Origin of the sequence: Bartonella sp. B1099 (genome assembly GCF_944801835.1) — a bacterium.
In the GTDB taxonomy this organism is placed as follows: Bacteria; Pseudomonadota; Alphaproteobacteria; order Rhizobiales; family Rhizobiaceae; genus Bartonella.
The window spans coordinates 509,707-534,908 of the sequence record NZ_CALYLN010000001.1 but is presented as its reverse complement, the minus strand read 5'-3'; the positions used below and the strand labels follow the sequence as shown (position 1 = coordinate 534,908).

Sequence of the window (25,202 nt, the reverse complement as noted above, 5' to 3'; positions counted from 1 at the left end):
ATTAGGGTGATTTCGAAAACTCAAGAGCAGACTGATTATTTGGATAATGCATTGATTTATAATAATATTGCATTACTCATTTTGAATAGGAGACCTCAATATCGTAAGATTCTTTCATTTCAAACCTGTTTGTATTGAATCAACCAAAACTATTCGCTTGCACGTTACGAGCGGGATGCCCTGTGTGGATAAAAATGATTAAGAAAGAACTAAAAATGTTTTTTGCGAACTGTTTAAGGGCCAAGGGTTTTCGCAACTTCTTATATTCAACGCCGTTTGGGTATTGGTTATAATTGAGTAGCGACATTGATTGAAAAGATGAAAGAAGGAGGTATCGTTTGTCCAAAAAATCATAGGGTTAAGTAGAAAATTTTGGTGCCTGTCGAAGAAGAATACTTTTAAAAATCTTTTGATAGTGTTTTCAAACAATATCTTTATCTTATAAAGCAGGGTATTTATTCATCATTGATGATTTAATTATAAATGATAATGATCAAGTCAATTCGATATTGTTTGGGAGCATTTTTTATGAAAACATCTTTTTTACCGCAAAGAAGAGTCTTAGGGTTTGTGAGAATTTTTGTCTTTTGGTGTTTAACTTTTCCTGCTCTTTCGCAAGCATCTAATAAGGTGGCAAAGGCGCAGAATATTGCTAACCACTTTGCGGCAATCAAAACAATGACAGGTGACTTTGTTCAATTTAGTCCAAAGGGGAAAATGTCTCAAGGAACATTTTATCTTGAGCGTCCAGGGAAAATTCGTTTTATTTATAAGAAAATGCCTTTACAAATCATTGCAGATAGTCAATTTGTGGGCATTAACAATCGGGCTTTAAATACTTGGAACTTTTCACAACTTTCACAAACGCCAATGAAGTTTTTGTTGGATGATAAAATTGACGTATCATCCGGGCGTTTGTTGGCATTTCGTGAAGATCCAGGGGCTGTGACAATCGTTCTGCGTGATAAAACGATAGGGGATGGGCAAATAAGAATGGTGTTTGATTCCAAAAACTTTGCTTTGCGGCAGTGGACAATTGTTGACCAACAAAACATGGAAACCACAGTGCAGATTATGAATGTGCGAACAGGCGTTCGTTTTGCTCAGGGAATGTTTATACTTCCCTCAAAAAAATGAAGCAATAGTATCACGTCATTGGGATTGAAGCAGATGCTCTTTCGTATTGCGACTTGGAATATTAACTCTATTCGTTTGCGTCTTGCACAGGTTTTTCAGTATTTGAAGCTCTTTCCGGCCGATGTTTTATGTCTACAGGAAACAAAATGTTCCGATGCTTTATTTCCAGTGGAGGCTTTTGAAGCAGCAGGATATAAGTATATCGCACTGAGTGGTCAAAAATCTTATAACGGGGTGGCGATTGTTTCTCGTTTGCCTTTTAAAAAGGTAGAAAAGCGTTTCTTTTGTCAAAACCAAGATTGTCGCTATATTTCAGTGATTGTGGAAACCCATGGTAAATTGATGCGGATTCATAATTTTTATGTCCCCGCTGGAGGTGATATTCCTGATGCTGAGGTGAATGAGAAATTTCGTCATAAGCTTGAGTTTTTAGAAGAAATGTCTTCTATTCGCGCCGATCAGGAAGAGGGGCTGTCTTCTCTTTTGTTGGGCGATTTGAATATTGCTCCTTTAGCAGAGGATGTTTGGTCTCATCAGAAATTGTTGAAGGTTGTAAGCCATACACCCATTGAAACCGAGCGTTTACAAAATTTGTGTTGTCAAGGTGGATGGGTTGATCTCATGCGGTTGCATATCCCTGTTCCCACACAACTTTATACATGGTGGAGTTATCGTGCGCGCGATTGGGCGTTGACCGATTATGGGCGGCGGCTTGATCATGTTTGGTCTTCTCTAGATTTAGCACCTTTTATGGTGGATCTTTCAACTTTTCGTGATGCGCGCGGATGGGAACGTCCTTCAGATCATATTCCTGTGCAAACTGTATTTGATTTTTCACGTTAATTTTGAAATAACAAGGTAAATAAAGTATTAATATTAGATAATGATTCTGAAAGAATGCGGGAGACTAGATGCATATCAAAAATCTCAAAAGGGGCGCTTCTCGTGGATTACTTTCTAGTATCTTATTTTGTTTTCTTTTGTCTGGATGTATGGTTGGTCCGAATTATCATAAGACATTTTTCTCTGTTCCTTCCAAGTGGGGACAGCAGTCTGCGCAGATATCTCAGCGTTCAATTTCCCTTGCAGGGTGGTGGCGACAGTTAAATGATCCGGTTTTAAATGCATTAATGGACGAGGCAATTTCTGGAAATAATGATGTTGCGGTTGCCAAAGCTCGGGTTCGTGAAGCACGTGCGAGCTTAGGGCAAGTGGTGGGATCTTTGTTGCCAAGTGCGTCCAATACGATTTCAGGAACGCGTAGCGGCTCTGGACAATCTGATACGTTGAACCAGTATCGTAGTGGATTTGATGCAAGTTGGGAACTTGATTTTTTTGGAGGGCATAAGCGAGGCGTTGAAGCGGCGCGTTATGGTCTTGAAGCGACCGTGGAAGATATGCGTGCGACGATGGTTGTATTGTTAGGCGATGTAGCAACAAATTACGTTCAAATGCGTGGTTGGCAACAAAAGTTATTGATTGTGCGGCAAATTGCTGCAACGCAGCGCAAAACATATGAATTGATGCAGGCAAAATTAACAGCGGGTGATATTTCTGAGCTCGACGTTTCAAATGCACAAGCGCAAATGGCCAATACACAAGCCGATATCGCTCAGATGGAAGCAAGTCTGGAAATGAGTATGCATCGCCTTTCCGTCTTAACCGGTCATGTGCCTACGGCTTTAAAGGACCTTTTGCAAAAAAATGCCAAACACGTCAAAATTCCACAACCGCAATGGCCAATACCAGCAGGAATCCCGGCAGATATTTTGTTGTCACGTCCCGATTTACGGCGGGCAGAGCGCCAATATGCACAAGCAACAGCCCGCATTGGTCAACGTGAGGCAGAACGTTATCCGTCGCTTACATTAACCGGGAATATTTCAACAGCAGCAACAGCCATAGATCAATTATGGAAAAGCTCAACAATTGGTTGGTCTTTTGGACCTGGTCTTCGTTTTCCCTTCTTTAATGGAGGACAGATTGTTGCTTCTGTTGCAATGGCGCGGGCGCAGCGCGATCAGGCTTTTATTACTTATCGCTCTGCTGTATTGAGGGCTTTAGAAGATGTTGAAAATGCGCTCGTGAGATTAACAAAGGAACATCAGCGTTTACAAAAGCTTGTCGTTGCAAATAAAGCTTTTCTGCATTCTTTACACCTTTCACAAAGTCTTTTTGAAAATGGCAATACCAGTTTTCTTGAATTATTAAATGCTGATCGTTCCTATTATTCTGCGCAAATGGCACTTAAAGATAGCCGCATTGCTTTAGCTACCCAATATATTGCTCTGATGAAAGCATTGGGGGGGGGATGGGATGGTGTTGTTGATGTGTCGCGTCCGGAAGTCGTTGATGGTGTTTCCCATTCACTTGCAAAGGTAGGGCAATGAAAAAAAATTTCATCAAAAATTTCATTACAAAACGCAAAAAGCTTTCATTCTTTCTTATTTCTCTCTTCATTATTATCATTTTGTTGTGGTTACGCTCTGTTTTTTTTGGAACATCCACGCCAACCTATATGACAGCTGTGGTGAAGCGTGGTGATATTGAAGAAAGTGTTTTGGCTTCTGGGATTGTGCGCCCTTATCGATTGGTGGCGGTTGGGGCGCGTGCTACAGGGCGGGTGGTATCCATGCGCGTCTTTCCAGGAAGTGTTGTGAAAGAGGGAGATCTCTTGGCAGAAATTGATCCTACAGACCAAGAAAATGATCTGAAAAGAAAAAAAGCAGCCTTATCGCATTATCATGCCAATTTAATGGAACAAGAAGCTTATCTTGCCCTTGCGCAGAAAAATTTAGCGCGGCAGAAAAAAATGATCGAAACACGTGCAATTTCAAAAGCTAATTTTGATGATGCTGTGACACAGGTGAAAATACGTGAAGCGCAAATTGCTCAACTGCGTCAACAGATTGTACAAGCCCAAATTGATGTGGAGAGTGCAGAGGTTAATCTTAGTTATACGCGGATAACTGCACCTTCAGCGGGAACTGTTTTGGCAACAGTTGTTGAAGAAGGTCAAAATGTTAATGCTGTTCAATCGGCGCCCACAATTGTTATTTTAGGTGATTTGTCAAAGATGACCGTTAAAGCACAAATTTCGGAAGCCGATATTCTTAAAGTTCGCACCGGGCAACCTCTTTATTTTACGGTATTAGGTAATGCAGATCGTCGTTATGAGGGAACGTTAGAAAGAGTTGACCCAGCCCCTGAATCCATTCGTGCTGATGTGAGTATTAACCCTGGTTTAGGGGGGGGTAGCTCTCTCTCATCGTCGGCAATTTATTATAATGGGATTGTGCATGTTGATAATAAAGACAACTTTTTGCGAACTTATATGACTGCTCAAGTGCATATTATTTTAGGACGTGCTCAGAATGTTTTGCTGGTTCCAAGTGATGCTTTGCGTGATGAAACAAAAGAAGGAAAAGCATGGGTTTCAGTGTTGGTCGGGGAAAATAAAGTAGTGGCAAAACAAGTGACTGTAGGGCTTAATAACAAAGTGATGGCAGAGATTTCTTCAGGGCTTGATGAGGGGGATGTGGTTATTACTGGTTCGCGCGATGGTGTGATGCCAGAAATTCCTGATGAACACAGCGAAGATGAGAATTAAGTCATGAAAGCAGAAAAAGCAGAGGCTGTTTTCGTTTTAGAAAATATTGTGCGCACATTTCCTGCGGGTGAAACATTTGTTACTGTCTTAAGGGATATCAACTTGACCATTAAGCGTGGGGAAATGGTGGCAATTGTGGGGGCTTCTGGCTCTGGAAAGTCCACACTGATGAATATTCTAGGGTGTCTTGATCGATCAAGTTCTGGGCGTTATTGGATTTCAGGAAAAGAAACAGCTTCTCTTTCTGCTGATGAATTATCAGCCTTACGGCGCAATCATTTTGGATTTATTTTTCAGCGCTATCACTTGTTGAATGAATTAACCGCCCTTGGCAATGTTGAAATTCCAGCGATTTATGCAGGTTGTGCACCGGATATAAGAAGAAAACGTGCAGAAGAACTTTTAACACGCTTAGGTATGGGAGAGAGAATCAATCATCGTCCCAATCAACTTTCAGGGGGACAACAACAACGGGTGTCTATTGCGCGCGCATTGATGAATAATGCGGAGGTTATTCTTGCTGATGAGCCAACCGGTGCTTTAGATAAACACAGTGGGCAGGAAGTGTTGCATATTTTGGATGAGCTTCATCAAGAAGGGCGCACCATTATTATTGTAACGCATGATATGCAGGTGGCTAAAAGAGCAGATCGTATTATCGAAATCAGTGATGGGGAAATTATTGCTGATAAGCTTTCAAAAAGTGCAAAAACAAAAATAAGTGTTCAACCTCTTCAGGAACAAGAAAATATGAAAGATCAAAAAACATTGGGTTTTTTTCGTTCTTTTGTTGAACGTTTTCGTGAAGCATTTGTTATGGCATTGTTAGCTATGAATGCACACCGTCTGCGAACTTTTTTAACAATGCTCGGGGTGATTATCGGTATTGGGGCGATTATTGCCATGGTTGCTTTGGGAAATGGTACGCGGGAAAAAATACTGGAAAATTTTAAAAGTTTGGGGTCTAATACATTAACCATTTTGCCTGGAAAAAGCCTCTCTGATCCACAAGCAGAGAAAATAACCAGTTTGGTGGAGGCGGATGCAGACGCTCTTTCTAAGTTACCTTATATTGCTGGTGTAACACCTCAGATTTCAGCAAGCTCTATGGTGCGTTTTGGTGCGGTTGAAGTCAATGCTATCATTTCTGGGGTAGGAGAACAATATTTTCAAACACAGGGACTTAAAGCTGTTCAAGGGCAGCTGTTTGATCAAAAAAGTGTGCATGAGCGGGCGGTTGATCTCGTTATCGAAAAAGAAGCACTTTCGGTGCTTTTCCCTCATAGTCATGGGAGTGCAATAGGGAAAATTGTTCATTTGGGTAATGTTCCTGCGCGCATTATTGGTGTGGTAGATCCGCAACATATGGGAGGAGGGACTTCAAATACGTTGCAGGTTTATTTGCCCTATACAACCTTACAAACACGTTTTCTTGGTACAACTCAAGTTCGGGCCATTACTGTGAAGATCGCCGATCATGTTGATTCAAATTTAGCGGAGAAGATGGTGAAACGTTTCCTTATTATGCGTCATGGTGGGGAAGATTTTTTCATTAGAAATTCTCAGATCTTTCGTGATCGTATCACAGAAAGTACACAGATTTTAACACTTTTGGTGTCTTCTATTGCTGCTATTTCATTGATTGTAGGGGGGATTGGGGTGATGAATATCATGTTGGTTACGGTTTCTGAGCGGATCAATGAAATTGGGGTGCGTATGGCTGTTGGCGCACGCCAAAGTGATATCTTGCAGCAATTTCTCATTGAAGCAATTTTGGTTTGTGTCATTGGTGGCGGATTGGGCGTTCTCTTTGGATTTTCTATCGGTGGTTTGTTTTTGCTGTTTAAGGCGCCTATTCACCTCGTCTATACGATTGATTCAATCATTCTATCTCTTACTTTTTCCACCCTCATCGGGGTATGTTTTGGCTTTTCGCCAGCGCGACAAGCTTCACGGCTTGATCCTGTTGTTGCACTCTCACGTGATTAAGTGTTCATCACCCTAAGGCATGTTTATTGTTCTATCTGCTTGGATATTAGCGTTTTTGAAGCAAAATATGGATGAGAAAAAGTTTGATTATCTCCGCTGCTTTTTCTCAGAAAACACTTCATTTGTTAAGGGAACATATTATTGAGACTCATGAAGTTTTATAGCACACCGTTCTCTTTATGTTTGATCAGAAGCAAATTGGAACCATCATACACTGCTCTTCAATATTGTTACAGCCGTTGGCATAAGAAGAGTGGAGATTTGAAACGCTTCATAAGAGACATGTGCCGTTCCTTCATGCGCGTAATTTAGCTTTCTTTAGACTATTTGTTTAAGATATCGCTTTTTTTCTTCTCCATCTTCTCATTTTGGGGGCTGAGATAAAACAAGCTATTTTGGTTGTTTGCGACAAGGATGCTATCGGTGTTTTCATAGGAGGATGATTTTAGGAAGCAACTGCGTAAAATGTGGCTTTGATCTCATGATTTTGGTGAGGGGGATAAAAAAAAGTTTGAGAGGTGGCAAGCCTCTCATTTTGAATGATGTGTGAATGAAAAGGGTTTTCATTTATTGAAAAAGCATAAGCTCATAATTAGCAGGAGCGAGACGGAGTAAGAGAGCATCGTAAAACCAAGCCGCAGATAAGCTACCGAAAAGAAAAACAACCAAAGCAATGACTATTATTGTGTTTTTTTACAAAAGGCAAAAAAATATTTTCAAAATCATCACACTTTCCTTTTATTTCCATAAGAGAGGAGACATGCAATCAATTCATCGTATAGTTTGGGGCATTATAGTTTGGGAGGGGCAAAGAGATTTTGTCGTCCAGGATAGAAAGAAAATCTTAAAATTAAGATATTTTAAATCTTTTGGGGAAGACATAAGAGGCATTGACGAATTGGTCTAGATTCGATAATTGAGGGTATTTAAAATTGGGGGGGAAGCATGACGACGCTACAATCGCTTTTACAGACCTATCGTGAGGAAGCGCGTACCGAACGGGATAAGGGCACGTATTTTGAGCGTTTTGCTCTTGCTTATCTGACCCATGACCCTCTCCAGTCTCAGTGTTATGAAAAGGTTCAGACCTTTAAAGATTGGGCACATGAAAATGGTTGGGATGGTCGTGATACCGGTATTGATCTGGTGGCAAAACTTCGTCATGAAGATGGTTTTGCGGCAATCCAATGTAAATTTTATGATGAATCCTATCGGATTAAAAAAGCAGATATTGATAGTTTTATTTCTGCATCAGGGAAAGAACCGTTTAAGCGGCGTGTGATCGTAGATAGTACACTCAATGCTTGGACTGACAATGCGGAAACAATGATACAGGGGCAAAAAATTCCTGTTACACGGATTAATATTTCCGATTTGCAAAAAAGTCCAATCCGTTGGGAGACTTTTGCAGCCAAAGGCACAATTGCGTTGGAGGGTAAAAAGAAACTCCGTCCCCATCAGGGGGAAGCATTGCGTTTTGTGCGTGCGGGACTTGCTCAGGCAGATCGGGGTAAGCTCATTATGGCTTGTGGAACCGGTAAGACATTTACCAGTCTTAAGATTGCTGAGGATTTAGCAGGTCAAGGCAAGTTTGTTTTGTTTCTTGTGCCCTCCTTGGCACTGATGTCACAGACGGTGCGTGAATGGACGACGGATGCAGAAATCGATTTACGTTCCTTTGCGGTTTGTTCTGATACACAAGTGGGAAAGCGTCGTAAAAATAGTGATGATGTTGCAGAAATTGATGTGTGTGACCTGGCTTTTCCAGCGACAACCGATGCAGCAAAACTGGCAGAACAGGCGGGTACGAGTGTTGCAGATGAGATGAGCGTGGTGTTTGCAACCTATCAATCCATTCAGGTGATTGCGGATGCGCAGAAAAACTATGGTTTTCCTACCTTTGATCTGGTCATTTGTGATGAGGCACATCGTACAACAGGAGCAACGCTGGAGGGAGAGGATCAATCCAATTTTGTGAAGGTGCATTCCAATGATGTTATTCGGGCTAAAAAACGTCTTTATATGACAGCGACACCCCGCATTTTTGGGGATAATGCAAAAAGTCGTGCGAATGAAGCCAATGCTGTTCTCGCTTCGATGGATGATGAAAAGCTTTTTGGTAAAACACTTTTTTATCGGGGTTTTTCATGGGCTGTACAGCATGACCTTTTAACGGACTATAAGGTTATTGTCTTAGCTGTGGATGAAAAACTCGTGAGTTCCGCTGTTCAAAAGCGCCTTAGTGATAGCGAATCTGCGCTTATTCTTGATGATGCTACGAAGATTATTGGTTGTTATAAGGCACTGACCAAACAAGATATGCAAGCGGATGTTGGTATGGATCAATATCCCATGCAGCGTGCTTTAGCGTTTTGTAAAGATATTCGCAGTTCTAAACTGGTCCGTGATGAATTTTCTGCGGTTGTTGAGGAATATCTTGAGTATACTCAAGGGAATGCGGAAAACGAGAATTTTCTGCAGTGTGAAATTGAACATGTTGATGGTACTTTTAATGCCAAGGACCGTAGTGCACTGCTTGATTGGTTGAAAGCGGATAGCGGTGATGAGGTTTGTCGTATTTTGACCAATGCTCGTTGTTTGTCTGAGGGGGTGGATGTTCCAGCTCTTGATGCCATTATGTTTTTAAATCCACGCAAGAGTCAGATTGATGTTGTGCAAGCGGTTGGGCGGGTGATGCGTCGCAGTGAAGGCAAAAAGATGGGGTATGTCATTTTGCCCATTGGTGTTCCTTTTGATATTCCTGCGGAACAGGCTTTAAACAACAATGATAAATATCGGGTTGTTTGGCAAATTTTAAATGCTTTGCGCGCCCATGATGATCGTTTTGATGCGACGATTAATAAGGCATCCTTGGGGCAAGATATCAGCAATGTGATTGAGATTATTGGGGTGACACAGAGTACTGAGTTACAGGCTGTGACGGCTGTTGTCGAGAATCTTCCGGTCCGTTCACAACCAGCACGATCGGGCATTGGAAGTCCTGAGCGTGATTTCCTTTTTACAGATGAGAACAAAGGGCAACTTTCCTTCTCTGTGGATGAGCTTTCGCGTGCCATCATGGCAAAGATCGTCAAAAAATGTGGAACGCGTGATTATTGGGAAGATTGGGCGAGCAATATTGCGGAAATTGCTAAAAATCATATCACGCGCTTAACAGGGATTTTGGCAGAGCCAGAGACGAGGGCGCGACAAGCTTTTGATCAGTTTTTAGCAGAATTGCGTGATGACTTAAACAATACGATTACAGAGGCTGATGCGATTGAGATGTTGGCACAACATATTATCACGCGTCCTGTTTTTCAGGTGTTGTTTGAAGGTTATCAGTTTACGCGTGAAAACCCTGTCTCGCGTGCTATGCAACAGATGCTTGATGTGCTTGATGAAGCAAATCTTGATAAGGAATCCAAAGATCTTGAGAAATTTTACGCCAGTGTGAAATTACGCGCCAGTGGTATTACCGATCCACAAGCAAAGCAGAGGTTAATTATCGAGCTTTACGATAAATTTTTTCGTTATGCTTTTCCACGCACGGTCGAAAAACTAGGCATTGTTTATACGCCCGTTGAGGTGGTGGATTTTATCATTCATTCTGTCAATGATGTGTTAAAACAAGAATTTGGCCAAACTCTAGGTTCTTCGGGGGTGCACATCATAGACCCGTTTACGGGAACGGGGACTTTTATCACACGGCTTTTGCAATCAGGCTTGATCAAACCAGAAGAAATGAAGCACAAATTTTGTCATGAAATTCATGCCAATGAAATCGTGCTTTTAGCCTATTATATCGCAGCCATTAATATTGAGACAACCTATCATGGTCTGATGGGGGGTGATTATGTTCCCTTTGAAGGAATTTGTCTGACCGATACATTTCAGCTTTATGAGCAAGATAAAGATCTGATTAGCGATTTGCTGGTGGATAATAGCACCCGACGGGCACGACAGAAGGAACTGGATATTCGTGTTATTGTGGGCAACCCTCCTTATTCTTCTGGACAAAAAAGCGAAAACGATAATGCCAAAAATATCGGTTATCCTAAATTGGATAGGCGTATCCGTGAAACTTATGCTGCTCAATCTAGTGCGAGCAATGTTAATGGACTTTATGACAGTTATATTCGTGCCATTCGTTGGGCAAGTGATCGCATAAAAGACTGTGGCATTATTGGTTTTGTCACAAATTCAGGTTTTATCAATGGATATTCTACGAACGGCTTACGAAAAGAATTGAGTAAAGAATTCTCAAACATTTATGTTCTCAATTTGCGGGGTGATATTCGTAAAAATATGTTGAGTAAAGGGCGTGCGCAAGAAGGACAAAATATTTTCGGCAGTGGAAGTATGGCAGGAATTGCTGTGACACTGTTTATCAAAAATCCCAATGTCACGGGATCTTGTAAAATTCACTATCATGATATTGGAAATAATCTCACAACAAAAGAAAAACTGCATGAGCTTCAGCGAATAGGTAGTGTTGGTGGTATCAAGCGTGAACGTGGTTGGCAGCTGATTACACCAGATGAACATGGCGATTGGTTGGATCAGCGCAACAGTGATTTTGAGAAATTTTTAGCCTTAGGGGATAAGAAGGGCAGTGATAAAAAGCTCTTTGAAAATTTTTCACTTGGTATTTCAACTAATCGTGATGCTTGGGCTTATAATTCAAGTCGTGAAGCTTTAGCTAATAATATGAATCATATGATTGCTTTTTATAATAGTGAAGTAGAACGTTTTAATGTTGCGTATGGACATTCTAACCGAAAGTTGCGTGCAAATGCTGTGAATGATTTCGTCAACACAGATACTAAAAAAATCAGTTGGAGTAGTAGCCTTAAAGAAGAATTAGTAAGAGGCAAGTTTTCCGAATTTGAAAATGATTGTTTAGTTCAGAGTTTGTATCGTCCTTTTACACAGCAATGGCTCTATTATAATCGCACTTTTAATGAGAGAGTATATCAAATGCCGCGTGTCTTTCCTATGGAGCAAGTAGTTGAAAATAGAGTCATACAAGTTACGGGTAGGGGGGCAAACAGTGGTTTTTCTGTTTTGATGACTAAAAAATTACCCAATCTTCATACAATGGATACTGGTCAATGTTTTCCACGGTATCTTTATGAAAGTGCTAAACTCTTAGAGAATAAAGAGGATGGTCAGGTTCATTTATTTACAAATTTTGCAGAAGGCAGAAAAAAAGCTGGTCTGCAGCGACGTGATGCACTCACCGATGAAGGATTGGCGTATTTTAAGGCGGCTTATCCTGGTGAAGTGATTACAAAGGATGATTTGTTTTATTATGTCTATGGAATCTTGCACTCTGAGGATTACTGTGCGCGTTATGCGCATAATCTGTCTAAAGAATTGCCGCGGATTCCAACGGTTAAAAAAGTAGAAGACTTTTGGGCTTTTGTAACAGCAGGGCGAAAGCTTGGTGATTTACATATGAATTACGAAGAGGTTGAGCCCTATCCGGTGACCTATAAACAAGGCGATCCAAAAACTTGGGTGATTTCTGATGCGGTGAGTTTCTATCGTGTTCAAGCGATGAAATTTGCCGGTAAGCGCGGGGCTATTGATAAAAGCACCGTGGTTTATAATAGCAATATTACCATGCGAAATATTCCTCTTGAAGCGTATGAATATGTGGTGAATGGCAGGTCCGCTCTTGAATGGGTGATGGAGCGGCAGATTGTCAAAACGGATAAAGCAAGTGGGATTGTGAATGATGCTAATCGTTATGCTGTTGAGACGGTGGGTAATCCAGCCTATCCTTTGGAATTGTTTCAACGGGTTATTACGGTAAGCTTAGAAACCATGAAAATTGTGCGTAATCTTCCAAAATTGGAAGTGCGAGAAACTGAAAAGGTTCAGTTGTCCATTGTACGCTAAAATGAGAGTTTTTGGGGGCGGTGATAAAATACTCTTCTTTAAGGGAGCGTGATCCAAGCCGGCATCATTATCCACTGCCCCCAATTTTGTGATAAGCCCTTGACACTTGAGACTTTTCATAAGAGGCATGCTGTTTTGGGACAGTTTTATGCCACGCAGGTTCTCTTTTTTTGTGATGTGTAACAAAACAGTTTTGATTGATTCAATAGAGAACAGATTTAAAGTGAGAGGATCTTACGGTATTTAAGACTCTTAATTTAAGATAAATTATGGTAGATGATTATTATAAGTCAATGTCTTGTAATGAATGCATAAGTGTATTGGGGCGTTTGCTTGGCAGGAGGATTTGTTTGTCAAACCTTTATGGAGGAATCCTGTGAGAAGGGTATGGAGAAAACGCTAGGAAGTGGTCAGAAGGTGGCAAGGTTTAAGGGCACCAGGATAAAGGATCATGGGGAAAATCAGAAGGCAGTTCTGATATAGACTTGGAGCGTTTTAATATATTGGACTATAAGAATGCGGGCTTGCTTGATCTGTTGTATTGTACTTTCAGCATCGCTCTTTTTCACAGGATAAGCAATGAAATGGATATTAGGCATGAGATATTTAAGTTCACGCATTGAGCGCCATATGTGGTAATCATGGGTGACGATATAAAGGGTTTTATAGTGGTGCTTTTTAATCCAAGCGGCGCTTTCTTCGGCGTTTCCTCTGGTGTTAATTGCTTGGTGTCCAATGTCAATACAACAGGAGATAAGCTGTGGGCTAATATGCATATTATGCATAAATCCCTTTAGATTGGTTGAGGCGTTTACGCCACTGATGAGAAGTCGTGAACCAAGCCCTTTTTGTAAGAGATGAAGTCCTGTCTCTATTCGGTGTTCTCCGCCTGTAAGCACGATGATGGCATCGGCTTTGGGAAGAGGCATTGGGGGAGAAAGCCGTTCGGTTTTTTCAGCAAAAATAATAAAACCACCCCAAAAAATGAAAACAATAACCGCAAGAGTAAGGGTTGTGGGTGGAAAATAGCGAAATAAGCGGCGGGGAGACCAGCTATGGTGGGGCTGTTTTGAAACAGGACGTTCTAAATTATTTTGAGTCAATGAGTTGGAGTGGTGAGTCATAAAATTAAAATAAACCGTTTTCACATTGATCGATTTTTTTCAGTTGCGCTAAAATAGTCATCCGGTTTGTAAGGGTTGTGAGAAAAGAAACGAAAATAATCAGGAGAATAATTTTTCCATAAGGAATGGAATTTATGGAAATATGTCCAAATAAAGCGGTTACTTGGCTGGCTTCTGCTCTTCCTAAGTTATAATTCGTCCACAGACAAAAGGTTGAGAACAGAAATATACTTGTGAGACCACCATATAAAGCACCGCGCAGCGCATTTTTAAAAAAATGCCAGTCAAATTGGCGTGCAATGAAAAGGGTTTCAGTACCAAGAAAATATAACACATTGATAATATGGGCGTTTTCTGCCAATGCATTGCGGGTGGCAAAAACAATGGTGAGGATAAGAGAGCCTAAAACCAATGCTAAAATTGAAAAACCAATGAAAACAGTGGTATATGCCATGGTTGCAAAACGATGGACCCAAACACGGTGATCATCAAATTGACCGCCTGGAATTTGAGTTTTAATAGCATGATTAATGGCGGCAAAATTGATTGTTTCATCTTCTTTTAAGGTGACAATGATCAGGCGGGGAAGGGGCAATTCGTTCAAATTAAAACCTGTTCCAAGCCATGGTTCGAGTAACTTTTCGGTGGCGTTTTGGTCAACAATTTTTGCATCTTGTACACCAGAAAAGGTTTTAACTAATGTTACGGCATCATGAAGTGCTTTGTTGATATCAACATTGTCAATGGGGCGTATTTGTATTGTGGCTTCATAGCTAATCTGATTGCTCCAATTTTTGGCAGAACGCTGGACTAAATCAACACCAATTAAGGTGAGGCTTGAGAGAAATGTCATAATAGCAATGACGGCAACCAGCGCTTGTCCAGAAATGTTGCTACTGGGAATAATCGCCGTTGTGTTTTTTTTATTGCTGGTAAAAATGGAAAAAAATTTATTCATGAATCGTCATCCGTCCATTATGGAGAAGCATACGTCGTGCTGCAACTTGTTCCATTAAGGCGATATCATGAGTGGCAATGATGACAGCCGTTCCAAAACGGTTTAATTCAATAAACAAACGCAGCAGGCGTTTTGCCAAGGGCGGGTCGACATTTCCTGTTGGTTCATCCGCAAGAAGAATTTCAGGCTGATCAATCAATGCACGTGCAATGGCGACTCTTTGTTTTTCCCCACCGGAAAGAACCGGTGGTAAAACATGAATATGATCGCCAAGACCTACCCAACAGAGAAGATCTTCTACTTCACTTCGGTAGGTTGCTTCTTCTTGCCCTTTAATGCGTAAGGGCAAAGAGACATTTTCATAAGTGGTCATGTGGTCAAGGAGACGAAAATCTTGAAAAACCACACCGATACGTTGTCGTAGCGCAGGGAGCTCTTGTCGTCTGAGTAAAGCTGTGTCTATTCCAAATAAATCAATATGACCACGCGTTGGTTTGAGTGCTAAAAACATCAGACGCATCAATGATGTCTTACCCGCTCCAGAGGCTCCCGTGAGAAATTGAAATGAGCCAGCAGGAATATGAAAGCTAATATCGCGAAGGACCTCTGGGCCCATTCCATAGCGCAGACCGACATTTTCAAAATGAATCACTTTTTATTCTTACTCCCGATTTTATCTTGTAGCATTTATTTTAAAAATTTTTGCCGTTTCATGGCGTTAGGCTTTTGTTGTAAGCTTGTTCATTTTAGATTTCATGGTTTTTTTCTGTGTTTTTGTTATCGATAAATATTCTTGCTCAAAAATATTATTATTTATACTTGCTCTTTCTCCCTTTATTTATGATTTTAGCAGGAATTTCAAAGTGATTCTAGCATAAACATCAGAATTATCTTTCCTTTTTGTTCAGAGACTTTTTTGCATTGAGGAGGGCATGAAGCCATTAAAAAGGCAATTTAAAAAGGCTCTATTGCTCTTTTTATCTCATTTTTTTATTCACATGCATATTCCCATTAAGAGCATATTCCAGTTAGGAAGTTTTTCTTCTTATCGGTGGTTTTCATAATAATGCCGAGATATTTGTGCAAAAAATAAAAACCACCGTATGGTTGTATTTTGTCGTTTTTCTTTAATCTTGTCGATTGGCAATCAGATCTTCAACAACTTGTGGTTCGGCAAGGGTTGAAATATCTCCTAAATTATTGAAATCATTTTCAGCAATTTTGCGTAAAATGCGTCTCATAATTTTTCCTGATCGCGTTTTGGGAAGTTGCGGAGCAAACTGAATTTTATCCAAAATGGCAATAGAGCCTATTTCCTTTCTAACATGTTTAATCAGCTCTTTCTGCAATTGGTCACTGGGTGTTGTTCCTTCCATGAGGGTGACAAAGCTGTAGATCCCCTGTCCTTTAATGGGATGTGGGTAACCAACAATAGCGGCTTCTGATACAGCGGGGTGCAAAACAAGGGCGGATTCAATTTCAGCGGTTCCTAATCTGTGCCCTGAGACATTGAGAATGTCATCAACCCGTCCTGTAATCCAGTAATAGCCATCGCTATCGCGCCTACAGCCATCGCCTGTAAAATATTTTCCTTTATAGGTGGAAAAATAGGTTTGAATAAAGCGCTCGTGATCCTTATAGAGCGTGCGCATTTGTCCGGGCCATGAATCACTGATACAAAGATTGCCTTCTGCTTCACCTTCTAAAACATTGCCCTGGGCGTCAACGATTTGGGGTTGAACACCAAAAAAGGGACGTGTGGCGGAGCCTGCTTTGAGGGGTATTGCACCGGGGAGGGGGGTGATCATATGTCCTCCTGTTTCTGTTTGCCACCATGTATCGAGAATCGGACAATGGTCATTTCCAACCGTATGATAAAACCATTCCCATGCTTCTGGGTTAATTGGTTCTCCGACAGTTCCTAAGAGACGTAAGGATGTCCTTTTCGAGCGTTCAACGAATGAATTGCCTGCTCCCATTAAGGCGCGGATAGCGGTTGGTGCGGTGTAGAATATATTAACTTGGTGTTTGTCAACAATTTCCCAAAATCTGCCTTTGTCAGGAAAGGTTGGGGTGCCTTCAAACATTAAAGTGGTGGCTTTGTTGCACAGAGGTCCATAAACCAAGTAAGAATGCCCCGTAATCCAACCAATATCGGCTGTACACCAGTAAACTTCACTGGGGTGATAATCAAAAACATATTTGTGGGTCATTGCAGCAAAAACAAGATAGCCCGCTGTGGTATGCAAAACACCTTTGGGTTTGCCGGTTGAACCTGAGGTGTAAAGAATAAAAAGTGGATCTTCAGCATTCATGGGCTCTGCTGGACAGTCTGTTTTGGCATGAGCAATTTCTTCATGGTACCAAAAATCACGCCCTTCTACCCAATCAATTGGTCCACAAGTTCGCCGTATAACCATAACTTGATCGACACACACATTTTGACGGGCGGCAATCTCAATGGCATGGTCAACATTGTCTTTTAAGTTAATCCTTTTGCCACCACGCAAGCCATGGTCAGCGGTAATAATGAAGGTTGATTCACAGTCAACAAGGCGTCCTGCTATGGCTTCAGCAGAAAAGCCCGCAAAAATAACCGAATGAACAGCCCCAATGCGGGCACAGGCGAGCATGGCATAGGCTGCTTCGGGAATCATGGGAAGATAAATGGTTACTTTATCGCCTTTCTTAATGCCACGTCTTTTTAAGAGATTGGCAAAACGACAAACATGTTCATAAAGCTCATTATAGGTTATTTTTTTATCATGATAGGGGTTATCCCCTTCCCAAATCAGAGCGATTTTATCTCCATCGGTTTTCAGGTGGCGATCAATGCAATTATAGGCAACATTTGTTATCCCATCTTCGTACCATTGAATTGATACATCATCATTAAAAGAAGTGTTTTTTACTTTTGTAAAAGGTTTAAACCATTCAATACATTGACCATGTTTCGCCCAGAAGCTTTCTGGATCATTAATGCTTTCCTGATACCATTTTTGATAAGTTTCCTCATTGAGTAAAGTATTTTTTTTGATCTCTTCTGATATCGGATAAATTTTTTCAGTCATGTTTCCCTCTTTTAATTTATTGTTTGGAAAAATCAGCCATAGTATTTTTTAGGCAAAACTTTCCCATAAGCTTTTCATTGTGAGGGTAGACTAAATGACAAAGATTGGAATAGTCAATTTTTAAAATCTGATACGTTTGTCTTCAGATGAGTAACTTATGCTCATTTAGGGCACGCACATGCGGAAGAACCTATTGTCGTACAGAGCTTTTTATAAAAGCATAAAGATATTAAAAAATACCCTAGGAGAGGGAATGAGACTGCTTTCTTGATGAGAATATTTTTATTTTGTACTTACTCGTTTTAAAAGAATAAATTTACTAAATATTAATATAAACCAAAATATCTACGCAAGAAATCAGAAATAATGAACATAATAACTGACGATAATGCCATTATAATAGACAATTTCCATCCCATACCACTGAATACTTTAAAAGGGATGGCAATTATAGGAGTAATTATAATTAGCATGCAAAACATTCTTATAATTTCATAATGAATATCCATTATAACAAAATCCTAGTTATGGTATGAGATCAATAGATACCTCTAAAAAATATTTTTTTCAGTGTTTTCGTAACTCATCTAATAAAGATTAATATAAACCAAAGTATCTACACAAACTATCAAAAATAAATAATCCAACTCCCCCCGATAATGATATGATGATCGCTAACTTCCAACTCCGACCAAAGCATACTTTAATAATAGTAGTATAGATAGAGACAAATACAACAAGCATACAAAACATTCTTATAATTTCATAATGAATATTCATTGATAATAAAATCCTAGTTATATTATCTTATACTAATAGATATCTCTGAAAATTACTAACTTCAGAGATATCTTTATATTTCTTCTCTAAATTAGAACCAACATTCTTGAGCTTTATCTATAAAGCCTCCAACAAAACCTCCTATGAATCCCGTTGTAAAACCTGTAATTCCACCTGAAAATGCACCCGCTGGTCCTCCAGTAAAACTACCTAGAAGTGCTCCGCTTACTCCTGACGGAACTGCTACTGCGAAGCCTACTGCATTCATGTGAGTCATAAAATCATTAGGACTACATGCATTCTTAATTATCTATATTAAAATAGTATCACAATGATACATTTCAAGTTAGTACAATGCATTTTATAGGAGTGTCAAATATAATTTTTAAAAATAGAAATAAAAAACTGTATAAATAATTGGACACATTATGTATATATGAAATATTATTCTTATTAAGATGAGAATATTACTTATAATAATTTAAAAATATAAGAAATATGTCCATATTTTTTCTTAACTTTATTTTAAAATGAGAAAAATTGTGCATCTGAAAAGTTGGTGTTTTTCTCTTGATTTACAAAGATCACCAAGAAATAGATTTGTGCTATCATTGGATTTAGTTGTGTTGTTATTGTTTGTACGCATGTATTGGGATTAATACTTTTTTAGGCGATTGCCAAGCGCATTTTACTCCTTTTTGGTATGTAGAAAGCCTTTTCTTATCTGCTTTATGCCATTGGAAACTGGGGAATTGTTTACGCGTGTTGGGGAAGTTGAGAGAATTCGTGGTTTTTAATGGAAACCATTGCGATAATCGTTTTGAATGTTCTTTTGCAGTTATTTATTTGGCGAGAGTTTTTTCATGTATGCGCAACGTATCTATTCTCATTATTTTGTCTTTAATATAAGGATTTTTTTGGGTGCTTTTGGTGGGAATTGACCAGAGGGGGTGAAGTAGAGGCGATGTGTGAGAATATGAAAGACAAAATAGAGCTGTTTTGAAGTCATTTTATGGGTTGAAGATGTGCTCGAAACATGCCGGTGAGAAGTTTTGGAAGACCAAGTTTTTGTTCATTTTGCTTATGGGATGAAAGAGAGACGGGAGTTTTTTCTGCTAGAGTTGCTCTTTTATTGAGGGGAATATTTTTTCTCATGTCTGTTGTTTTGGGCTTATTCGTAGAGTTTTCAAGGGGAATTTGTATGGAGGGGGAATGTATATTGGGAAAATTGCTTTATACAGGGCGTTTGCCGAATAAAGCAGAGCCAATGCGAAGGACATTCGAGCCAAATTGTAGGGCTGTTTTAAAGTCATTAGACATACCCATGGAAAGTTTTGGAAGATCGGCTTGTTTTGCTAGTTTTGCTAATAGAGCGAAATAGGGTCCAGGGTTTTCCTCAACGGGGGGGATGGCCATCAGACCAATGATATCAAGTCCATAGTTGTTTTTGCATTGAGAAACAAAAGGGATCACGTCTTGCGGTGCAACACCACTTTTTTGCGATTCTAAGCCAATATTGACCTGAACATAGCAGGGGAGATGTTTTTGTTGTTTTTGCATTTCTTCTGCCAAAATTTTGGCTATTTTTTCACGATCAACCGTTTGAATGACATCAAAAATTTTAACAGCTTCAGCGGCTTTATTGGACTGTAGAGGACCGATGAGATGAAGTTTAATATTTTCAAATTGTTGACGTAACTCCAGCCATTTTTGTGCTGCTTCTTGCACACGATTTTCTGCAAATTGAGAGTGACCGGCTTGCAAAAGGGGACGTATATCAGCAGCAGAAACAGTTTTTGAAACAGCAATCAGTTCAACTTCTTCCACAGGACGTTGTAGCTCTTGGCATGTTGCTGCAATGTCTTTTTGAAGGTTTTGCAATGCTTCAGTGGAAGAGGCTTGGGGGCGTGTGTGTGTCTTCATATTTTTGTGCTTTACTGTTTTTATTCAAGTTTTATTCAGGGGGTGGTTATTTTTATAAAATACTTCGGGAAATATTGCACGAAAATGTTGACGATGAGGTTAATCCATGGTCAAGCATAATAAAACAAGTTTTTGGTTCAGTTTTATTAAAAGAGTATCATGGGAATGACGATTGAGCATTATAAGATAGGTGAACGCTATAATCCACGTGCGAGAGAAAAAAAATGGCAAGAAATTTGGGATGAAAAGAAAATTTTTCAGACTGTAGGGGAAGATTGCCGTAAAAAATATTATGTTTTAGAGATGTTTCCTTATCCATCAGGCCGTATTCATATGGGGCATGTGCGCAATTATGCCATGGGAGATGTGGTGGCACGCTATAAACGCGCAAAGGGGTTTAATGTGCTTCATCCTATGGGCTGGGATGCTTTTGGAATGCCGGCTGAAAATGCTGCTTTGCAAAGTAAAGTGCATCCTAAAACGTGGACCTATGAAAATATTGCCGTGATGCGTGGGCAATTAAAGCAATTAGGACTCTCACTCGATTGGACACGGGAATTTGCAACGTGTGATGTGGACTATTACCACCGCCAACAAATGCTGTTCCTTGACTTCTATCAAAAGGGGTTGGTGACACGTAAAGTGGCTAAGGTCAATTGGGATCCCGTTGACCACACGGTTTTGGCCAATGAACAGGTTGTGGATGGACGGGGTTGGCGTTCGGGCGCGTTGGTGGAACAGCGGGAATTAACCCAGTGGTTTTTCAAAATTAGCGATTTTAGTGAAGATTTACTCGCAGGACTTGAAGAACTGGATCAATGGCCTGAAAAAGTGCGCACGATGCAAAAAAATTGGATCGGAAAATCCCAAGGTTTGCTGATTCGTTGGGCTTTAAAGGCAACAGCTGATGATGCAAGGGATGCTCATGATGTTTGTCAGTCCTTTAATGAGGTTGTTTGTTATTCAACGCGTCCTGATACCCTGTTTGGTGCTTCTTTTTTAGCTCTGTCTGTTGATCATCCCATTGCGCAAGCTCTTGCAAAAAAAGACAAAGCCTTGGCAGCTTTTGTTGAGAGTTGTCGGAGTGGTGGAACAACAACAGCAGCACTTGAAACAGCGGAAAAACAAGGGTTTCGCACATCGCTTGTGGCAGTACATCCTTTTGATGTGGCGGTGCATATCCCCGTTTATATCGCTAATTTTGTGTTGATGGACTATGGAACGGGGGCTGTTTTTGGCTGTCCAGCCCATGATCAGAGAGATTTCGATTTTGCGCGTAAATATAATCTTCCGATAAAACCTGTGGTTTTGCCAAAAGGGACGAAGGAAGAAAATTTTGTCATTACTGAAACACCTTATGTGGGTGATGGGGTGATGATTAACTCCAGCTTTTTGAATGGCTTGACGCCCCAACAAGCCTTTGAGGAAGCTGCCAAAAGGCTTGAGAAACAACTGCTCAATGGGCAACCGCAGGGAGAAAAAACAGTGCAATTTCGATTGCGTGATTGGGGAATTTCGCGTCAACGTTATTGGGGATGCCCCATTCCGATAATCCATTGTAAAACGTGTGGCGTTGTGCCTGTCCCCCGTTCTGATTTGCCGGTTATATTGCCTGATGATGTTACTTTTGATCAACCGGGAAATCCTCTTGCACGCCATGAAAGGTGGCAAGCTGTTGCTTGTCCTTCCTGTGGTCAACCTGCCAAACGCGAAACGGATACCATGGATACTTTTGTGGATTCTTCTTGGTATTATGCGCGCTTTACGGCTCCTTTTGCCGCAGAACCTGTTGAAAAACAAGCAATCGCTGAATGGTTGCCTGTGCAACAATATATTGGTGGAATTGAGCATGCCATTCTCCATCTTCTTTATGCGCGCTTTTTTATGCGTGCTATGAAATTGGTTGGTCATGTGAGTGTGGATGAGCCTTTTAAGGGGCTTTTTACCCAAGGCATGGTGGTGCATGAAACCTATCGCGATGATCAAGGGTGGGTTTCTCCAGCAGAGATTTCGATTGTTGAAAAAGATGGAAAACGGTGTGCTTATAAATTAACCGATCAAAGAGAAGTGACGATTGGTTTGATTGAGAAAATGTCAAAATCAAAAAAGAATGTCGTTGATCCTGATGATATTATTGCCTCCTATGGCGCTGATACGATACGCTGGTTTGTGTTGTCTGATTCACCGCCGGAAAGAGATGTCATCTGGACAGAATCGGGTGTTGAAGGTGCGCATCGCTTTGTCCAGCGTGTTTGGCGCCATGTGGCTTTGAGTGCTTCTGTTTTAAGGGATGTCGCCCCTTGTGCAGGGCATCAGGGGGCAGCTTTGGAACTCTCAAAGGTTGCACATCGCACGCTTCACGCTGTCGAAGATGATTTAGAAAAATTTGCTTTTAATCGGGCTATTGCACGTCTTTATGAATTCTTGAATATTATGGCACCTTTGTTAAATAAGGTGGCAGATGTTGAGGATGAAATGAAAGCGGCTTTACGTCAAGCTATGGATTTTTTCCTTGCCATGATTGCACCGATCATGCCCCATTTAGCTGAAGAATGCCATGCGGCTTTAGGGGAGGAAACTTTAATGTCTGAACTTGCTTGGCCTGTCTATGATCCCGCATTAATTGTTGAAGAAAGCTATACTTTGCCGGTGCAAATTAATGGTAAAAAACGCGGTGAGGTCACCGTTGCTGCAACTGCGAATGAGACGATGATTAAAGAAGCGGTTTTGGCTTTAGATTTCGTACAGGCGCAGCTGGGTGAAAAACCTATGAAAAAAATTATTATTGTTCCACAAAGGATTGTGAATGTCGTTCTTTAAAAGTTTTCTGCTTGTTGTTTTAGCGGGTGTCTTCACACTGTTGTACGGGTGCAAAATTGAACCGCTCTACCATCAAGAGTCGCAGAGTTTAAGAGTAATGAATTCTGCTGTTTATGAGGGGTCTTATGCGCATCAGAATTCTCTTTCTGAGCAAGCTTCTTTGGGGCTTTCAGCAAAGCTTAGCTCTATTGTTGTGGAAGAGCCTTCGGATCGTTTTGGACAAATGGTGCGCAATCATCTGCTGTTCCTTTTGTATGGAAAGGGTGGAAAACCTTCTCAACCGGCTTATCGATTGGCATTGCAGATATCCGTCTTGACAAGAGAATCGATGCAGATAGAGGTTGATTTTGAGAAAAAGAGAAAGGGGCGTCCTTCTGTTGGAACTGTTATGAGCAAAGCTTCCTATACCTTGCAAGATATGAAAAATAGACCTGTTGCAAAAGGAACAGCAATAATGAATGCATCTTTTGAGCGACTTCGTCAAGAATATGCAACGATGCAAGCAGAAGAAGATGCAAAAAAGCGTGTGGCAGAAGAGCTGGCTGAACAGATTTTTTTGTTACTTTCAAGAGATCTTTCCAATAAAACTTCTAGTCCTTAGGCAATATTTTGTCCTGTTTTTTGCCAATCGTTGAGAAATATTTGTAACCCTTTATCTGTAAGCGGATGGTTGACGAGGGCTTTTAAGATTGCGGGTGGAACTGTTGCAACGTCAGCACCGCTTAAGGCTGCTTCTTTGACATGGTTAACGGTGCGGATTGAAGCGGCTAAGATTTGTGTTTTAAAGTTATAATTATCATAAATTGTGCGAATTTCATGAAGGAGTTCACCTCCATTGAGTCCGCAATCATCGAGTCTCCCAATAAAAGGTGAAACAAATGTTGCACCTGCTTTGGCTGCAAGTAAGGCTTGATTGGCAGAAAAACAAAGGGTGAGATTTGTTTTTAGTCCTTCTGCTGTCAGGGCTTTACAAGCTTTTAATCCATCCAGTGTTAAAGGAAGCTTGATGCAAATATTATCGGCAATCTTTGCTAAAACAGCCGCTTCTTTCATGATTTTTTCAAATTCTGTTGCAGCAACTTCAGCAGAAACAGGCCCACTAACGAGGGAACAAATTTCTTTTGTCACTTCAAGAATATTGCGTCCTGATTTGAGGATAAGAGAGGGATTGGTGGTCACACCATCAACAAGACTTAAATTCTGTAATTCTCGTATTTCTTCAATATTGGCGCTGTCCACAAAAAATTTCATCTCTAACCTCTTCCTTTTAGCTTTTTATGTTGTAGCCTGTTTTTTTGTTATGCGCTATTGTTGACTGCAAAAGCAAGAGTAAGAATAAATATCCTTGTGAAAATTAGGAATGCCATGATGTTCATAAAAAAGGATACTATGGTGTTCATCATGTATTTACTTTCTGTAAAGGAAGATCGCGTGTCAGTGAATGGATTTTTGTGTCATAAATTACCATTGAAGAAGTTATGTGTTTTACGCATGAAGTTTTTCTTATGTTCAAAGAATTTATTTATAACGAAAAAATTCTCATATTGAGCGTTTTTATGACGATATGTAAAAATGATTTATCTTTATAAATCAATCTATTGAGAATAAGTTGAGCATTGAGCTGGAAAAAATAAAAATGTATATGTTGGGCATGAAATTACACTTATGGATTGCTAGGGAGCGCAGGGATAATGTTGGGTGGAATGCTTAATTGTGATGGATTTTAATTGGCACTGGAGAATGGCGCTGTTTTTTTGTTAGAGAGGATGACATTGTATTGATTGTTGGCGTTTTGGTGATGGAATGCGTCTTAAAAAGAATTTTGGGGAGAAGCTTGTTGTGAAAAGGGGAGTGATTGAAGCCCGCCATGAATTTTATAAGAG

15 protein-coding genes are annotated in these 25,202 nt (G+C 40.3%); 8 read left to right on the top strand and 7 right to left on the bottom strand.

Annotated features, from left to right (window positions below):
- Positions 1–528 precede the first annotated feature (528 nt).
- The 6 genes from NNJ73_RS02370 to NNJ73_RS02345 all read left to right on the top strand — a co-directional run bounded on the left by NNJ73_RS02370 (position 529) and on the right by NNJ73_RS02345 (position 12,643).
- Positions 529–1,137: an outer-membrane lipoprotein carrier protein LolA gene (locus NNJ73_RS02370; RefSeq protein WP_254492549.1), complete on the top strand. Its 609-nt coding sequence runs from the start codon at positions 529–531 to the stop codon at positions 1,135–1,137.
- Positions 1,138–1,170: 33 nt separating this feature from the next.
- Positions 1,171–1,980: an exodeoxyribonuclease III gene (locus NNJ73_RS02365; protein ID WP_254492548.1), complete on the top strand. Its 810-nt coding sequence runs from the start codon at positions 1,171–1,173 to the stop codon at positions 1,978–1,980.
- 68 nt (positions 1,981–2,048) lie between these two features.
- Positions 2,049–3,527: an efflux transporter outer membrane subunit gene (locus NNJ73_RS02360; protein WP_254492547.1), complete on the top strand. Its 1,479-nt coding sequence runs from the start codon at positions 2,049–2,051 to the stop codon at positions 3,525–3,527.
- Positions 3,524–4,747, top strand: a complete 1,224-nt coding sequence (locus NNJ73_RS02355) for an efflux RND transporter periplasmic adaptor subunit (protein WP_254492546.1) — start codon at positions 3,524–3,526, stop codon at positions 4,745–4,747. The genes NNJ73_RS02360 and NNJ73_RS02355 overlap by 4 nt, the downstream gene beginning before the upstream one ends.
- Before the next feature lie 3 nt (positions 4,748–4,750).
- Complete coding sequence (locus tag NNJ73_RS02350; RefSeq protein WP_254492545.1) at positions 4,751–6,736, top strand: MacB family efflux pump subunit; 1,986 nt, start codon at positions 4,751–4,753, stop codon at positions 6,734–6,736.
- A 945-nt stretch (positions 6,737–7,681) separates the two neighbouring features.
- Positions 7,682–12,643, top strand: a complete 4,962-nt coding sequence (locus NNJ73_RS02345; RefSeq protein WP_254492544.1) for a type ISP restriction/modification enzyme — start codon at positions 7,682–7,684, stop codon at positions 12,641–12,643.
- A 461-nt stretch (positions 12,644–13,104) separates the two neighbouring features.
- On the opposite strand, the gene NNJ73_RS02340 is transcribed toward NNJ73_RS02345, so the two are convergent.
- The 6 genes from NNJ73_RS02340 to NNJ73_RS02315 form a co-directional block, all read right to left on the bottom strand.
- A complete protein-coding gene (locus NNJ73_RS02340; protein WP_254492543.1) occupies positions 13,105–13,767 on the bottom strand; it encodes a YdcF family protein in 663 nt (220 codons plus the stop codon).
- Between the two features lie 4 nt (positions 13,768–13,771).
- Positions 13,772–14,725 (bottom strand): ABC transporter permease, encoded by a 954-nt coding sequence (locus NNJ73_RS02335; RefSeq protein WP_254492542.1) that lies wholly within the window; start codon positions 14,723–14,725, stop codon positions 13,772–13,774.
- Positions 14,718–15,377, bottom strand: coding sequence for a cell division ATP-binding protein FtsE (gene ftsE, locus NNJ73_RS02330; RefSeq protein ID WP_254492541.1), 660 nt, complete (start codon positions 15,375–15,377; stop codon positions 14,718–14,720). Before ftsE ends, NNJ73_RS02335 begins: the two co-directional genes overlap by 8 nt.
- Before the next feature lie 475 nt (positions 15,378–15,852).
- The gene (gene acs, locus NNJ73_RS02325) at positions 15,853–17,796 is read right to left on the bottom strand and encodes an acetate--CoA ligase (protein WP_254492540.1); all 1,944 of its coding nucleotides are present in this window, start codon (positions 17,794–17,796) and stop codon (positions 15,853–15,855) included.
- Between the two features lie 871 nt (positions 17,797–18,667).
- Positions 18,668–18,844 (bottom strand): hypothetical protein, encoded by a 177-nt coding sequence (locus NNJ73_RS02320; protein WP_254492539.1) that lies wholly within the window; start codon positions 18,842–18,844, stop codon positions 18,668–18,670.
- A gap of 965 nt (positions 18,845–19,809) precedes the next feature.
- Positions 19,810–20,499, bottom strand: a complete 690-nt coding sequence (locus NNJ73_RS02315; protein WP_254492538.1) for a YggS family pyridoxal phosphate-dependent enzyme — start codon at positions 20,497–20,499, stop codon at positions 19,810–19,812.
- A gap of 165 nt (positions 20,500–20,664) precedes the next feature.
- Between NNJ73_RS02315 and leuS the strand changes: the two genes are divergently transcribed.
- Positions 20,665–23,319 (top strand): leucine--tRNA ligase, encoded by a 2,655-nt coding sequence (gene leuS, locus NNJ73_RS02310; RefSeq protein ID WP_254493195.1) that lies wholly within the window; start codon positions 20,665–20,667, stop codon positions 23,317–23,319.
- On the top strand, positions 23,306–23,920 hold the full coding sequence (locus tag NNJ73_RS02305; RefSeq protein ID WP_254492537.1) for an LPS assembly lipoprotein LptE: 615 nt from the start codon (positions 23,306–23,308) through the stop codon (positions 23,918–23,920). The genes leuS and NNJ73_RS02305 overlap by 14 nt, the downstream gene beginning before the upstream one ends.
- On the opposite strand, the gene fsa is transcribed toward NNJ73_RS02305, so the two are convergent.
- On the bottom strand, positions 23,917–24,570 hold the full coding sequence (fsa, locus tag NNJ73_RS02300) for a fructose-6-phosphate aldolase (RefSeq protein ID WP_254492536.1): 654 nt from the start codon (positions 24,568–24,570) through the stop codon (positions 23,917–23,919). The genes NNJ73_RS02305 and fsa overlap by 4 nt on opposite strands.
- Positions 24,571–25,202: the final 632 nt, after the last annotated feature.

Bases quoted from the DNA above. Each gene is read 5' to 3' on its own strand.
- NNJ73_RS02345 (WP_254492544.1), top strand. From the start codon at position 7,682: ATGACGACGCTACAATCGCTTTTACAGACCTATCGTGAGGAAGCGCGT.
- acs (WP_254492540.1), bottom strand. From the start codon at position 17,796: ATGACTGAAAAAATTTATCCGATATCAGAAGAGATCAAAAAAAATACT.
- NNJ73_RS02370 (WP_254492549.1), top strand. From the start codon at position 529: ATGAAAACATCTTTTTTACCGCAAAGAAGAGTCTTAGGGTTTGTGAGA.
- fsa (WP_254492536.1), bottom strand. From the start codon at position 24,570: ATGAAATTTTTTGTGGACAGCGCCAATATTGAAGAAATACGAGAATTA.
- NNJ73_RS02350 (WP_254492545.1), top strand. From the start codon at position 4,751: ATGAAAGCAGAAAAAGCAGAGGCTGTTTTCGTTTTAGAAAATATTGTG.
- NNJ73_RS02365 (WP_254492548.1), top strand. From the start codon at position 1,171: ATGCTCTTTCGTATTGCGACTTGGAATATTAACTCTATTCGTTTGCGT.
- NNJ73_RS02315 (WP_254492538.1), bottom strand. From the start codon at position 20,499: ATGAAGACACACACACGCCCCCAAGCCTCTTCCACTGAAGCATTGCAA.
- NNJ73_RS02355 (WP_254492546.1), top strand. From the start codon at position 3,524: ATGAAAAAAAATTTCATCAAAAATTTCATTACAAAACGCAAAAAGCTT.
- NNJ73_RS02320 (WP_254492539.1), bottom strand. From the start codon at position 18,844: ATGAATGCAGTAGGCTTCGCAGTAGCAGTTCCGTCAGGAGTAAGCGGA.
- leuS (WP_254493195.1), top strand. From the start codon at position 20,665: ATGACGATTGAGCATTATAAGATAGGTGAACGCTATAATCCACGTGCG.
- NNJ73_RS02305 (WP_254492537.1), top strand. From the start codon at position 23,306: ATGTCGTTCTTTAAAAGTTTTCTGCTTGTTGTTTTAGCGGGTGTCTTC.
- NNJ73_RS02360 (WP_254492547.1), top strand. From the start codon at position 2,049: ATGCATATCAAAAATCTCAAAAGGGGCGCTTCTCGTGGATTACTTTCT.
- NNJ73_RS02340 (WP_254492543.1), bottom strand. From the start codon at position 13,767: ATGACTCACCACTCCAACTCATTGACTCAAAATAATTTAGAACGTCCT.
- NNJ73_RS02335 (WP_254492542.1), bottom strand. From the start codon at position 14,725: ATGAATAAATTTTTTTCCATTTTTACCAGCAATAAAAAAAACACAACG.